The organism is Neptuniibacter halophilus (genome assembly GCF_030295765.1).
Lineage (GTDB): Bacteria > Pseudomonadota > Gammaproteobacteria > Pseudomonadales > Balneatricaceae > Neptuniibacter > Neptuniibacter halophilus.
The window spans coordinates 2,866,605-2,880,742 of record NZ_AP027292.1 but is presented as its reverse complement, the minus strand read 5'-3'; the positions used below and the strand labels follow the sequence as shown (position 1 = coordinate 2,880,742).

At 45.5% G+C, this 14,138-nt stretch carries 13 protein-coding genes and 1 tRNA gene; 3 read left to right on the top strand and 11 right to left on the bottom strand.

Annotated features, from left to right (window positions below):
- Positions 1–41: 41 nt before the first annotated feature.
- Both hsdR and QUD59_RS13420 read right to left on the bottom strand, forming a co-directional pair.
- Positions 42–2,465 (bottom strand): EcoAI/FtnUII family type I restriction enzme subunit R, encoded by a 2,424-nt coding sequence (gene hsdR / locus QUD59_RS13425; RefSeq protein ID WP_286237604.1) that lies wholly within the window; start codon positions 2,463–2,465, stop codon positions 42–44.
- Between the two features lie 33 nt (positions 2,466–2,498).
- Positions 2,499–3,419: a restriction endonuclease gene (locus tag QUD59_RS13420; RefSeq protein WP_286237603.1), complete on the bottom strand. Its 921-nt coding sequence runs from the start codon at positions 3,417–3,419 to the stop codon at positions 2,499–2,501.
- Positions 3,420–3,672: 253 nt separating this feature from the next.
- On the opposite strand from QUD59_RS13420, the gene QUD59_RS13415 reads away from it, so the two are divergent.
- Both QUD59_RS13415 and QUD59_RS13410 read left to right on the top strand, forming a co-directional pair.
- Positions 3,673–4,059 carry a hypothetical protein gene (locus tag QUD59_RS13415; RefSeq protein WP_286237602.1) on the top strand — a complete coding sequence of 129 codons (387 nt, stop codon included), beginning with the start codon at positions 3,673–3,675 and terminating at the stop codon, positions 4,057–4,059.
- Between the two features lie 124 nt (positions 4,060–4,183).
- Positions 4,184–4,951, top strand: a complete 768-nt coding sequence (locus QUD59_RS13410; RefSeq protein WP_286237600.1) for an NYN domain-containing protein — start codon at positions 4,184–4,186, stop codon at positions 4,949–4,951.
- 4 nt (positions 4,952–4,955) lie between these two features.
- On the opposite strand, the gene QUD59_RS13405 is transcribed toward QUD59_RS13410, so the two are convergent.
- From QUD59_RS13405 to QUD59_RS13375, 7 genes are all read right to left on the bottom strand, one after another.
- Positions 4,956–5,198, bottom strand: a complete 243-nt coding sequence (locus QUD59_RS13405; RefSeq protein WP_286237599.1) for a hypothetical protein — start codon at positions 5,196–5,198, stop codon at positions 4,956–4,958.
- Positions 5,199–5,214: 16 nt separating this feature from the next.
- Positions 5,215–5,754, bottom strand: coding sequence for a hypothetical protein (locus QUD59_RS13400; RefSeq protein ID WP_286237598.1), 540 nt, complete (start codon positions 5,752–5,754; stop codon positions 5,215–5,217).
- Between the two features lie 31 nt (positions 5,755–5,785).
- The gene (locus QUD59_RS13395; RefSeq protein WP_286237597.1) at positions 5,786–6,370 is read right to left on the bottom strand and encodes a YagK/YfjJ domain-containing protein; all 585 of its coding nucleotides are present in this window, start codon (positions 6,368–6,370) and stop codon (positions 5,786–5,788) included.
- 279 nt (positions 6,371–6,649) lie between these two features.
- The gene (locus QUD59_RS13390; RefSeq protein ID WP_286237596.1) at positions 6,650–6,856 is read right to left on the bottom strand and encodes a helix-turn-helix transcriptional regulator; all 207 of its coding nucleotides are present in this window, start codon (positions 6,854–6,856) and stop codon (positions 6,650–6,652) included.
- Between the two features lie 93 nt (positions 6,857–6,949).
- The gene (locus tag QUD59_RS13385; protein WP_286237594.1) at positions 6,950–7,480 is read right to left on the bottom strand and encodes a hypothetical protein; all 531 of its coding nucleotides are present in this window, start codon (positions 7,478–7,480) and stop codon (positions 6,950–6,952) included.
- A 565-nt stretch (positions 7,481–8,045) separates the two neighbouring features.
- On the bottom strand, positions 8,046–9,251 hold the full coding sequence (locus QUD59_RS13380; protein ID WP_286237593.1) for an integrase domain-containing protein: 1,206 nt from the start codon (positions 9,249–9,251) through the stop codon (positions 8,046–8,048).
- A gap of 165 nt (positions 9,252–9,416) precedes the next feature.
- A tRNA-Ser gene (locus QUD59_RS13375) sits at positions 9,417–9,504 on the bottom strand.
- A 268-nt stretch (positions 9,505–9,772) separates the two neighbouring features.
- On the opposite strand from QUD59_RS13375, the gene QUD59_RS13370 reads away from it, so the two are divergent.
- Entirely contained in the window at positions 9,773–11,026 is a 1,254-nt protein-coding gene (locus QUD59_RS13370; protein WP_286237592.1) for a GGDEF domain-containing protein, read from the top strand.
- A gap of 155 nt (positions 11,027–11,181) precedes the next feature.
- Here QUD59_RS13370 and ftsZ read toward each other — a convergent pair whose 3' ends face one another.
- Together ftsZ and ftsA are read right to left on the bottom strand one after the other, a co-directional pair.
- A complete protein-coding gene (ftsZ, locus tag QUD59_RS13365) occupies positions 11,182–12,402 on the bottom strand; it encodes a cell division protein FtsZ (protein ID WP_286237590.1) in 1,221 nt (406 codons plus the stop codon).
- Between the two features lie 77 nt (positions 12,403–12,479).
- Positions 12,480–13,718: a cell division protein FtsA gene (gene ftsA, locus QUD59_RS13360; protein ID WP_286237589.1), complete on the bottom strand. Its 1,239-nt coding sequence runs from the start codon at positions 13,716–13,718 to the stop codon at positions 12,480–12,482.
- Between the last annotated feature and the right edge of the window lie 420 nt (positions 13,719–14,138).

The following is a 14,138-nucleotide window of genomic DNA, read 5'->3' as shown; positions in this document are numbered from 1 at the left end:
AGGGGTTCTGCCTGATTATTTATGCTTAGGATTGTTTTACTTCACGCACTCTGCGAATCGTCCCGATACAACTCATCTTCCAATTCGCTGATGGCTTGTTGGTAAGCAGGTTTGCCACCGAAGCCTTTCTTCACGATCTCTAAGGGTGAACCGATCTGATCTAATGGTTTCACCTTGAGCACATTCACATTCTCAATTTCCTGTACGCCTGCATCAGCATATTTATCCAGCAGCGCGTCCAGAACCTTCTGAGCAGTATCAGAGTATTTGGTGAAGTAGTTACGCTTCTTGACGTTATTAGCACGTTCTTTACGTGTCAGTGGCGGCTGATCGTATACCACATGACAGATCAGATCGAATGGATCTAAGTCTTTACCGACATCTTCAGCAAAGGCTTCCCAGATAACCCCTTCGCTCGCCAGTTCATCAATGATAATTTGCTTCCGCTCTGTATCTTTCCACTTACGGACAAAATCATCCAGTGAGGCAAAGTGCTTCTTCACGGTTTTACGGGTGTAATCGTTGAAGGATTCAGTTACCAGCTTACCGTCAGCATCGTAATACTGAACACGTTCATCTAGCTTCTTAACGGTAACGCCAGATACTTGGTACTTGATGAAACCGCCTTCTTCACTGCCGGTATCACCTTCACCCCAATCTGGTTCACCACCAGCATCGTAGCCACCGGGCTCTTCCTCTACACCAGATTCACCCTCAGGATTCTCATCCTCTTCTACGCTATTCAGCTCATCGATGAACTCTTCATTTTCTTCATCAATAATGTCTTCAGGCGGTGTCACCAGAACCTTCTCCGGGATACCATCAAACCGCTCATCAGCGAAAAGTTCTGTAGCTTTCTTGAAGTCCAGGATAGTGAACCAGAGTTTGTTGTAACGATCATCGATACGAGTGCCGCGCCCAATGATCTGCTTAAACTTGGTCATGGATTGGATATTCTGATCCAGCACCACCAGCTTACAGGTCTTAGCATCAACACCGGTTGTCATCAGCTCTGAAGTTGTAGCGATGACAGGGTAAGGCTTTTTCGGATTGATGAAGTTATCTAACTGAGATTTACCCACTTCATCATCACCGGTGATTTTCATCACGTACTTGTCATTCTTGGCGACCTGCTCTGGATTCAGATTGACTAAGGCTCTTCGCATTCTCTCCGCATGATCGATGTCATTACAGAACACGATAGTTTTAGCCATCGGATCAGTGCGTTTCAGGTAAGCCGTGATTGTCTCAGCCACCAGCTGTGTACGCTCATCGATAACGATGGTTCGATCAAAATCTTTAATATTGTAGATACGGTCATCAATCTGCTGGCCGTTCTTATCCAGTTGCCCTTTCTCAGGCCGCCAGCCTTGCAGATCAATATTGAGATCGACACGCACCACTTTGTAGGGTGCTAGGAATCCATCCTCAATACCCTCTTTCAGAGAGTATGTGTAAACAGGGTCACCGAAGTAGTCAGTATTGGATACCGTGTCGGTTTCCTTAGGGGTAGCAGTCAGACCGATCTGGGTGGCACTGTTGAAGTATTCCAGAATCTCACGCCACGCACTGTCTTCTGCAGCACTGCCACGATGGCACTCATCTATAACAATCAGATCGAAGAAGTCAGGATCAACCTGTTTGTAAGCCTTCTGAGACTCCTCAGGGCCTGTCAGAGCTTGGTACAGTGCGAGGTGAATCTCGTAAGCCGGATCAACTGTACGGCCTGTGATTTTAGTCATCACCTGACCGAATGGCTGGAAATCATTAATGCGGGTTTGGTCTATCAGAATATTTCGGTCAGCTAAGAACAGGATGCGTTTCTTTTGACGTGCCTTCCACAATCTCCAGATGATCTGGAATGCAGTGTAGGTCTTACCCGTTCCCGTTGCCATAACCAACAACACACGGTCTTGCCCTGCGGAGACCGCTTCTATGGTCTTATTAATCGCTTGAAGTTGATAATAGCGAGGTGACTTACCGCTACCGTCATCGTAGTAATCTTGTGTGATTATCGGTAACTGAGCTTCACTGAAGCCTTTCCACTGGCAGTACTTCTGCCAGAGTGTTTCAGCTGTTGGAAAGTCTTCTAGTGATATTTCAGATTCCAACTGCTGCGGGTTGGTTTTATCGTGGAAGATAAAACCATCACCGTTGCTGGCAAAGATGAAAGGCACATCTAGCAGTTGGGCGTAATCCATACCCTGCTGCATACCTTTACCGATTTCATGCTTATTAGCTTTTGCTTCAATCACAGCCAGAGGCATGTTTGGCTTGTGATAGAGGACGATATCAGCAGACTTAACGGTTTTGCGGACACCCATGTGACCACGGACAATAACCTTACCATCTCGGAGTTTTACCTCCTGACGGACCTGAGTCATTGAATCCCATCCAGCTTGTTCTACCGCAGGTAGAATAAACTTCGTGATGATATCCGTTTCGCTAAGCTGCTTTTTGTCCATGCCACTCATCCTTACCTTCAATGACTATTTCAGTTAGTCATTGAAAAAATCACTATCGATCGCTTTTACATCGTAAACCTGCTTAGTCGATACACCCAAACCATACTGGATCATCAACTCTGCCAATTTTCGGCCATCAATCAGTACGACTCTCTTTTCAATCAGAGAGCAATATTCACGTGCTTCTCGACTGAACTGGCTTGTTGTAATAAACACACCTTTACGGGCACGCTTCATTTCTAACGCACCAACAAAAGCTTGGATATCTGGGCGACCAACACTGCTATCGGTATAGCGTTTGGCTTGCAAGTAGATGGTATCTAAACCTAAAGGGTCTTCATTGATAACACCATCAATACCGCCATCTAAGGTGTATTGGGTTGCAGCTCCAGAGCTTTCGCTCCATCCACCATAACCCATGGCTTGTAAAAGCTGTACGACCAAGCGCTCTAGAAAGTCCGGTGATTGCTGTTTAACTGTATCCAGTAACTCATCTGCTAAGCTGCCTTGGATTTCAGCGTAGGCTTCTTCGAGTCGCTCCTGAGGATCTGTATCTTCAGCGTTACTATCTACCTTTGTATTTTCCTGCTGACTGTCAGAAGCTTTAGTTTTAACCCTGTGAAACTCAACAAATTCTGGGTACTGGCGCAGGTATCGAACATCGACTCTTTGAGAACAATCTTTTAACGCCTGCAGGCCCCTATCTGTTATTTGAATCTGCCCGCGCCCTGGTGCTTTAGTTAACCCAGCCTTGTTCATATAGGTCCGGGCCCAAGCCAAGCGGTTCTTTATATAAGTTTGACGCCCTGATGGTAGAACTTCCCTGATATCCTCTTCGGAAAGCTCAAGGTAATTACAAACGAACTGGATCGCATCTTTGAATTCATGTACTTGTTGGTCTTCAACAGCCACTAACAAAGGACGCATGCAAGATTGAAAGTCAGGAATAGCCACGCACTAACTCCATGTAGCGTAGAGGGAAAATGCTTATACAGATCGCATTATGGCCTGTCGCTGCTATGACTTTCAACTAAAGGAATTAAATCTATTTGCAAGATTCAATTTATTCGATAGCATCTGCGCAACATATTATTTTTTATATGGTTTTACTGAAGAAACCCCATATTGGATTAGTAAAGCAAGTCAACCTTAAAACCTAAGGATTAATAAACTGAATTGCTACGTAGTTTCATAACAAGGAAAAGATATGAAGAAGGCAATATACCCAGCACTCATAAGCGTCTTACTTACAGGGTGCATGGTTAAACCAGATCAGGATCAAATTGGCCCTTACCCATATGGCTATACAGAAACATTAAAAAGCTATGTGAAAAAACACTACTTTGACCCCTATTCTATGCGTGATGTAGCTCACTCAACCCCTATTCAAGGCCATCTTTATTTCAAGCAAGGCTGGTTGGTATGCATTGAAGCAAACGCCAAGAACAGAATGGGCGCATACACTGGACTAAAAAGAACCCTACTGCTACTGAACCGGGGCCAAGTCCTAGCCTCACAAGATGACTCCAGAATTTGCGACGACCCACAAATTAAATGGGTTATGTGGAATGAGATGGATTCAAGTAAAACCTAATCTATTCAGCGTAAGAAAGGCCCAACCTTCTGAATCAAACCTGTGAGAAGGTGAACCGGCAACATTTTATAAGAGCAGCTTCGGCACAGATAAAGTAAAGAAGCGGCCCCAACAAGGATGTAAAATGAAAGATCTAGATAATACGAAAAAAATCGCCGTTTTAATTGATGCAGAAAACGCCCAGCATTCAGTCCTCAGTGCTGTATTAGGAGAACTGTCCAAGCATGGCCATATACTGGTTAAAAAAGCTTACGGCGATTGGAGCTCATCCTATCTTAGCAATTGGAAAACACCGCTAAATGAGCTTGCGATTTCACCGGTGCAGCAGTTCTCGTACACCTCAGGGAAAAACTCTTCTGACGCTGCAATGATTATTGATGCGATGGACCTACTTTATTCGGATAAATTCGATGCATTTGCCCTTGTTACAAGTGATAGCGACTTTACCAAATTAGCATCACGCCTCAGAGAGTCAGAAATTTATGTATTTGGTGTAGGCGAAGCTAAAACCCCAATCGCATTTCGAAATGCCTGTGATGACTTTATACAGACAGAAGTTCTTCGCGATGTTGAACAGGACGATGACATAGAACAAATAAGCAAATCGCCTAGTTCACCAGCCCCTTTAAGCAGACAAGACCTTTGCTGTGACACACGTCTACTCAACATGCTCAGGAAAGCTATTCGGGAATATGCAGATGATGAAGGGTGGGCATTATTATCAGTCAGCGGCGGCCTTATAAAGCGTCAGCACCCTGATTTTGACCCTCGCACCTATGGATATTCCACGCTTACAAAACTAATTGAAGCAACTGAGTTATTCGAAGTGGATAAGAAACCATCCGGGAAATCACATCTTCACGTTGTTTACGTGAAAGACCCTAAAGGCTAGTCAATTACTTAGTAAAAAAACTTAATAATTTAGTCAGTACCGAACTGCGCCTTTCAGTTATCTCTTTAGGCAAAGTAAACTTGATAAAGCATGTTCCGTACTCGCTGATGATAGGGTCGTCAGATGCAACTTGCGGAGGGTTGTAAACGGCCTCATAAGCTTTCTGTTCATGCGGAGCACCCTCTGGCCCAGGGTAGCTGGAGTTCAAGTGCTCTTCTACAGTTTTACCATTGATGATTAACCCCATAAAAAATCCCTTTTAGTTAAAGCTGACCACTTAATTGTAAGTAAACCTTATGCAGCTCAGCAAACTTTCTCCAGTGCATACCTTTAGGCTTCACTCTGAGATTACCCCTCAACTCAAAGAGTCTCTTCTCCAGCTTATTGAGCTTAGTATAACGACGCTGAGTCGCTGTCATGCGCTGAGAGCGGTAGCTAAGCCCCTGACACTCTCTGCATAAGAATTTATGTCCCGTTGAATAGATAAAGGCACAACGCTTATCACAGCCTGGGCATATGAACCACATTCTGTAACCACCAAAATTACAGTGGGTCTTATCAATGTCGATAAACTGGGGCTCAGTAAGCCCCAGTGTTTTAGAAGAGATAGACAAACTCGCAAGTGTAGAAGCGAAGCGAACAGAAAACCAAGGATTTTCCTTTTCTCCCCAGGTCAGAACACCAGAAATTGGCTTTTTAAAAATACCCATTTCCTTAAGGTCCTTAATCGCCAAACGAGGATAATCTTCCAAGCATGGCTTAGTTCCAATCCGATACCATTTACCGCGCCCTACACCTTTCATTTAGTCTCTCTCAACCGAAATAATTAACAAACTAGTGCAAAAGCAGCTTTGGCTTCAGGCGACTAGTCGAATAATCATTAGCCATTCCTTTGCGCTTCCCTTTGGTACGTACCTTCGCCAAATAAGCCATACGCTTAAAAGCTGCAAGTGCGACGCTCTCATCACCACGCTGGATCTTATAGATGTGATTTTCAGGCTTAAAAGTGACCGAATGCCCCAAACGAGTCCAGAGCTCATCGACTATGGCTGATATCGTGTGCGAAGACTTGAACAGATTACCGTTAATCATAAGAGCGATATGGTAATGTTGCTTGTTACTCAAGTTTTGCTCCCTGCACCATACATACCCCAACCGCGCATGCCCATATTTGCGCTTTAGTCTCTGCCTAAGCGCTCGAATAAACTTAGATAGGTCCTCACTAGTTTCTGTGTATTCCTGCACGTGGAGGTCGTAGCGAATTACATGAACCTTGGAATGATAGCTAAGCATAGCCTCAAGCTGCTGAGACGTACGCTCCAGAATATCGTGATAATAGGGTTCCCCCTGCTTCCAAGGGGTAATGTGAAATGTGTGATTAAGAACGCGGTAATCACCGCTGTAGATAATTGATTTCATTGCTACTCCGTCATGCTTCACAGCATTACTTATGATTGAACTTAGCGATTGACCGCCATTGATTAAATGATGTTTGTTACTAATTATTAACTTCATACTTCCTCATTATGCTTCGCAGCATTATCCGAAGATAAATTCAGTAATCCTCTGTAGAGGATTACAATAATATTAATAACCGAGTGTGTTCTTTGTTGCGGGCCACACTCTCAGGCCTTATATCATCATTGCTGTAGACAGCTCTGACGCATAAAAACCGCTGATACAATTTCAGATCCACCACTAGTGAATCTTATTTCCAGCCTCCTCTAGCAACTCGCGAATATCTTCTACTTTCCAAACAGTAGTACGGGGACCAAGACGAACAGGAGGGGGCAGGCGACCAGCTTTAACCCCCGCCCACCAGTGACTTTTAGAAATGGGATACACCTCAAGAATCTGCGGCAAACGCACAAACCCAAGCGATGGAAGTGGATCGTATTCTTTCATTAGGTAATTCTCCTCTAATGGACGATATGAGACTTCATTGTCCCAATAGGAGAATAAATCGCTATTAGAGTCGCTGGATTTAATAGGAAAAAACTAATCCAATTTTTTCCGATCCAGCTGCTCTACCCAAAGATTTCGATATCTGATAAGGGTTTCAGGCTTTATTTTGGGGCGGTCGACTTCTGGCAGTGAATCTAGAAACTCAACCGCAACCGTGAAGTCTTTATCACGAGGCGAACATTCTTCACGGGCCAATTCGTATTCATAGAACATCCGACCATAAATTTCCCGAACAGATATATCAGTATCGCGCCCTCTAACCTCTGACATTTCTTGAAAACCGAATCTCAGATAACCAACGTTTTTTGGAATACACCCAACCGCTATAGGGACTGCAACAACTGGATGAATAGCTACCCCCTCCTTTGAACAATGAGAAATATACTCATCCGGGGACTTAAAAAATGACTTAATTAATTCCAAGTCATACAAATACTCTGGCAGAGGATCAGCTATCACTGGTGATTCCCAAGCTTTTTCATGCTCATGACAAAGATCAGGATATGCTCGCTTAGCATCACGGTAAGCAGCTTCGAAGAAATCGTAAAAGAAGATGTTAGACATAGTGTCAGACTCCCATACTACATAAATGGATGGTCTGGCCTATTACAAGAATCCGTCTAGTTTAATATGCCAATAAAACTGGCTTGCTAACCAAGCCGACATTAAACCCTACAGAAATTATTAAAAAAATAAAGCCTATAAAACAAATAGTTAACCTTTCAAAACAACTAAGCGAGCAGGTTGAAAAGGTCACATATACACCAAGGATCGTCAGATCATTTGGAAACGGTTTATATCGATATAGAACATTACGTAACGATATAGAACATGACATACCGATATAGAGCATTACGTAACGATATAGAACATGACATAACGACATATAACATGACATATCGATATAGAACGATATAGAGCATTACGTAACGATATAGAGCATTACATAACGACATAGAACACGCCAAAGTAAGATCAAATAAATCAGAATGATAGGAAACGTATCAGTTTAGAAAGGCTCACATAAGATCAACGGAATATCCTTCACGTTAATGATAAATGGTTATGGAATAGTGCCCATTAAATACAAGCAACAATAAGCCTCTAAAGGCATTTACCCAATAGCGGACTATAAACCCTCCGATTGAGCTTTAGTAATTTGATCAGACCACCACTGCATCATTTCTTTTCGGCGCTCAAGATAACTAGCCCTGTTGTATGTTGCGCGTACCTGATTTTTATCCGTATGGGCCAATGCTGCCTCAATCAAGTCAGGATCAAAGCCTTGCTCATTCAATGCAGTACTAGCAATCGACCTCATGCCATGCGCAGTCAAACGATCTTTAAAGCCCATACGCTTCAGAGCCACATTAGCTGTTGAAGCATTTATTGGCTTACGGATAGAAAGATCACTTGGAAAAAGATAGGGGCTATTCGACTGATACAGCCTTAGCTTTTCTAGAATTGATATCGTTTGGCTAGTTAATGGAACGATGTGCTCTCTTCGTTTTTTCATCCGCTCAGCAGGAATAACCCAAACACCTTTTTCAAGATCTATCTCATCCCACTTAGCACCTGCTGCCTCACCCGGTCTTGTCATGGTGTGAAGTTGCCAGCGAATCAGCAGCCTGGTAACAAGCCGAATATTTGCATCAGCAACCTGAGACATAAGCAAAGGTAGCTCATCGGGCTTAAGTGTTGGGTTGTTAGTAACCGTCGGCGATTTGAAAGCCTGCTTAATACCCACTAGCGGGTTGGATTGCACCAAACCAGTATTTGTCGCAAAGGTCATGACTTGATTAAGGCGGGAGCATATACGCTTGGTCATCTCCAATTTTCCAGACCCAGCTAAAGGCTTCAAAACATCAATGACTAGAGGAGCAGTTATATCTGCAACGGGATAGTTACCAAGCTTTGGTAGGACGTGATTTTTCAAGGAGTTGATAATGTCATCTGCGTAATCAGTGCTAATCGTGTTTTTCTTAAGCTCAAACCAAGATTCAACAACAGCCGTTAGCGTGTTTACCTGCTTGAACATTTGCTCCTGACGATCCGCATCACGCTTTTGCTGTGGATCGATCTTTTCGGCTAGTAAAGCGCGAGCCTCAAAACGCTTTTTACGGGCATCCGCTATAGACACTTCAGGATATGTTCCAAACGAGATGTTGGCTCTTTTCTGAATATGAGGGCGTGTATAATTGAAGATCCAAATTTTGGACCCATTAGGCTTAACCCTGAGAGCAAGGCCTTCACCATCAGAAAGGTTATATTCCTTGTCTGCTGGTTTAGCGTTCTTAACCTGGGTGTTTGTAAGAGGTAATGTTTTTCTGGCCATTGATGTAACACTGCATAATAGAAAAATGTACCGATGTTACATTCAGTGTTACTTAAAAGAGTGGATGTTACAAGACCGTATTGGACTATATAAGACATAACAAGACGCTAAGTCGTTGATTCTCAATACGTTAGTGGACTATATAATCTCTATTAGACATAGAGATGGCGGTCAGGGAGGGATTCGAACCCTCGATACGTTTCCGTATACACACTTTCCAGGCGTGCTCCTTCGGCCACTCGGACACCTGACCACTCTAATGTGAGACCTTTAATACTGAATATTTCAGACGGTCTCTTGCGTTGCTGAGAGCCATAAAAGCTCCTTAACAACGAGGCGCGCATTGTAGCATAGCCTTACCTAACCGCAAGAGATTTAAGAAAAAAAATCCGGTAAATTTGTAATTTAGATTTTTCTGAATCAAACTACGGCTGAATCGCTTACTTTTTGAACGTGTTATCATTTATCAGCCCGATCTACTAAATTTAAATAAGAATAAATGCTGCGGGATAGCAACCGATATGCGGCCAGCCAATAGCCTGAAGAACACCCTCTACAATTCACTTTTTCGATCCTCTCTGATCAGTGCAGCCTTTGCTCTGCTGATAGTCACAGTGCTTATTTTCCTTTCTATTGAGAAGGATCTGCGTCAGGAGGGGCATTATCTGGGTCAGTTGGTTTTTAAAGAACTGCGCCAGAAGATGAATCAGGGCGCCAGTTTTGAAGAGATGGATCAGTTGCTGCAGGAGCTGAATCAGAATAGCCCGGCCATCAACTATCAGATGTATCGCTCTTCCGCCATCCAGCAGCAGTTTGGCAGCGGGCGGGCACTGACTGAAGAGATTCTTGGCCACCTGGGTAACAATGAGGATGCCACCCACGTTGAGTCCCTGAGTAAAATCCACTACTTCCGCAATATCCGCTTTCAGGAGCAATGCCTCAGTTGCCACGCTGAGGTAAAGGCCGGTGATCTGGCGGGTGTTCTCGATGTGCAGTTCCCGGCACAGCGGGTAAGGATTCCGATTTATGAAGTGCTGATGGGGATGTTTCTGGTGTTCTCCATCACTATCATCTCGTCCTACCTGGCTCTGACAACCGACCTGTTGTCACACATGATCACGCCACTACAGAAGCTGGAAAGAAAACTGCGCAAAACCGAAGGCCATCACGATCTGGATCAACATCTGGAGATGCACTCTCAGTTGAAGGAGATTATCAGTATTGAGCATTCCTTTAACGCACAGCAATCACTGCTACGTGAAGCGTTCCATAAGGTGGAAGATATCTCGATTTTTGATCAACTGACCCATGCCTACAACCGCCATCAGCTTGACCGTCTGATGCAGGAAGAAACCCAGCGCTCAGCCCGCAGCCAGGACCCTCTGAGTATCGTGATGATTGATCTGAACAACTTTAAACAGATCAATGATCGCCTCGGTCATAAAGCCGGTGATGAAGTGCTGACTTATTTCTGCAAGGTACTTCTGGATAAACTGAGAACAACCGACAAACTGATCCGCTATGGCGGCGATGAGTTTATCGCCCTGCTACCGGATTGCCCTCGCTCCGGCGCAGAAAACCTCCTGCAACGCATAGGTGAGTATTTCGCTACGCATCCTTATCTGTATAAAGGACAGGAGCTTAAGGTTGAGTTCTGCATCGGGGCATCCGAGTTTCCCGCAGAGGCACATACCATTGAAGGGATGGATCTGATCCAGCTCGCCGATGAGCGCATGTATAAAGAAAAGAAGGCTCGTAAGGAAGCCGCCCTTTAAGGAGCGGACTTTTCTAAACGCGCAGGCACAGACACCCCGACGCAACCTGCCTGTGCAAGCCGCTGCAGAGCTGACAGCCCCGCCCACTTCTTCAGAAGAAAAAAAACCCGGTCAGTGACCGGGTCAAGTAATACCTGGAAGGTATAAAGAAAGTTTTAATCAGCCTGACGACGCAGGAAGGCCGGAATATCCAGAAACTCCAGATCATCAGTGCCGGTTTTTTGCATCACAGGCTGTTCAGATTCTACTTCGCGATGGATCTCAACGGGCTTAGCTCGCTCTTTCGGCTGCTCCGCACGCGCATTACGCATCACCGATGGCAACTCCAACTGATCAAAGTCAGTCGCCGCACCCGCAGAGGTGCCTACGGCTGAAGCACGACCCGTACCGGTGTTAACCACTTCAACCCGTTGCTCTTCAGCGCGCCCCAGCCCGGTCGCAACAACCGTTACGGTCAGCTCATCAGTCAGCTCAGGATCAATTACAGTTCCAACGACGATAGTGGCGTTCTCAGAAGCGTACTCTTCAACAATGTTACCCACTTCTGAGAACTCGCCCAGGCTGAGATCCAGACCAGCGGTGATATTTACCAAAATACCACTCGCCCCCTTCAGGTCTACATCTTCAAGCAATGGGCTGTTAATCGCAGCTTCGGTCGCTTCAGTCGCTCGATCCTCGCCACGGCCACTACCGCTACCCATCATCGCCATACCCATTTCGGACATGACGGTGCGCACGTCTGCAAAGTCAACGTTGATCATACCCGGACGGATAATCAGATCAGCGATCCCCTGCACCGCACCCTTCAATACATCGTTGGCTGTATTGAAGGCATTAATCAAACTGGTATTTTTGCCCAGTACCGGCAACAGTTTTTCGTTAGGAATAATAATCAGGGAGTCGACATTGTCTTTCAGCTCTCTGATACCCTCATCCGCAATTTTCAGACGCTTACGGCCCTCAAAGGTAAACGGTTTAGTCACTACCGCAACGGTCAGGATACCCAGATCCTTCGCTACCTCAGCCACAATAGGTGCCGCACCTGTGCCGGTTCCGCCACCCATACCTGCAGTGATGAAAACCATATCTGCACCTTCCAGCATTTCAGCCAGACGCTCACGGTCTTCCAGCGCAGCCTGACGGCCCACTTCAGGGTTAGCACCGGCACCCAGACCTTTGGTCAGTTCACCACCGATCTGAATAACGGTTTTAGAACGCATGTGATCCAGCGCCTGCGCATCGGTGTTGGCGCAGATAAACTCGACACCATCGACTTCGCTGCTGACCATATGCTGCACGGCGTTACCACCGCCGCCACCTACACCTACAACTTTAATTACGGCGCTTTGAGGAATGCTATCCGCTAACTCAAACATACCGATCTCCTTCCAGATTCTGCGCTTTGTTATCAGACCAGCGCATTATTATGTTCTATTCCATTGATTGCCCGGTTTCAGAAATTTCCCTGAAACCAGGTTTTCATTCTGTTCAGTACGCTGGCCTGTTCCACCAGCTCTACTTCCGCCAGCTCCTGTGCCGGCTCGCCGCCCTGATCTTCATGGGCGTACTGCAGCAATCCCATCCCTGTTGCAAAGATCGGATTGCCCAAAATATCTTCCATTCCACGCACACCGGTCGGTGCTGCCAGACGCACCGGCATGTGGAATATCTCTTCCGCCAGCTCGACGGCACCTTCCATTTTCGAGGTTCCCCCGGTAAGGACAATGCCCGCTGCCACAAGATCCTCAAATCCGCTGCGGCGCAGCTCCGCCTGAACCAGGTTGAACAGTTCCTCATAGCGAGGCTCAACCACCTCAGCCAGAGCCTGTCGCGATAATGTCCGCGATGGACGGTCGCCTACGCCGGGAACCTTAATGGTTTCATCCGGGCCGGCCAGTTGTGCCAGAGCGCAGGCATACTTAATTTTGATCTCTTCTGCGTGCTGCATCGGTGTTCGCAGGGCCATGGCGATATCATTAGTCACCTGATCTCCGGCGATCGGAATCACAGCCGTATGACGAATAGCGCCACCGGTAAAGATGGAGATATCTGAGGTGCCACCACCGATATCCACCATGCATACACCCAGCTCTTTCTCATCTTCGGTCAGAACCGAGTAGCTGGATGCCAACTGCTCCAGAACCAGATTATCAACTTCCAGACCACACCGGCGTACACACTTTTCAATGTTCTGTGCAGCGTTCACCGAACCGGTCACCAGATGCACCTTCGCTTCCAGACGCACACCCGACATACCCAGTGGTTCGCGAATGCCTTCGGAGTTATCGATTTCGTACTCCTGTGGAAGGATATGCAGGATTTTCTGGTCGGCCGGGATCGCCACCGCGCGGGCTGCATCAATCACCCGCTCCAGATCGTACTCGGTTACTTCCCGCTCTCGCACGGCAACAATACCGTGTGAATTCAGACTGCTGATATGACTGCCGGCTATACCCACGGTCACCGAGTGAATCTTACAGCCGGCCATCAGCTCGGCTTCTTCTACGGCGCGCTGAATAGAGCTCACCGTCGACTCAATATTCACCACCACGCCCTTTTTGAGGCCGTTGGACGGATGTGAGCCAATCCCGACAATATCGATTGCACCATCGACACCGATCTCTCCCACAAGGCAAACCACCTTGGAAGTTCCAATGTCTAGCGCAACGATCATATTAGAGTGAGCAGTCATATCTATTTGCCGGGTGTTTTCAACATTATCTTAATTTTACTAAATGCTATTAACAAACCAACCTTTTTTTCGATGATTTTTTTAAATACTGAATACTTTTTAATCAGACAAAAGGTCAGGTCGAAAACTCAACTGTTTAAGTAGTCGGCAAGTTTCCATTTTTTTTGAGAAAAAATGTTCAGAAATTTCAGTAGCCTAGCGCCACCTCAAAAACCTTTCGCAAAGCAAAGCAAAAATATCATCCACGTATTCAACAGCTTAAAAAACAGCCAATATTCAAAACTTAATTTTGATTATTTTATTATAAATCAAAACTTAATTTTGAATAATCCACAAAATATCAAAACTTAATTTTGAATAATAGCGAACAATTCAATATCTAGTTTTGATTTTTCACCAAAACTTCATTTCTTATTTTTG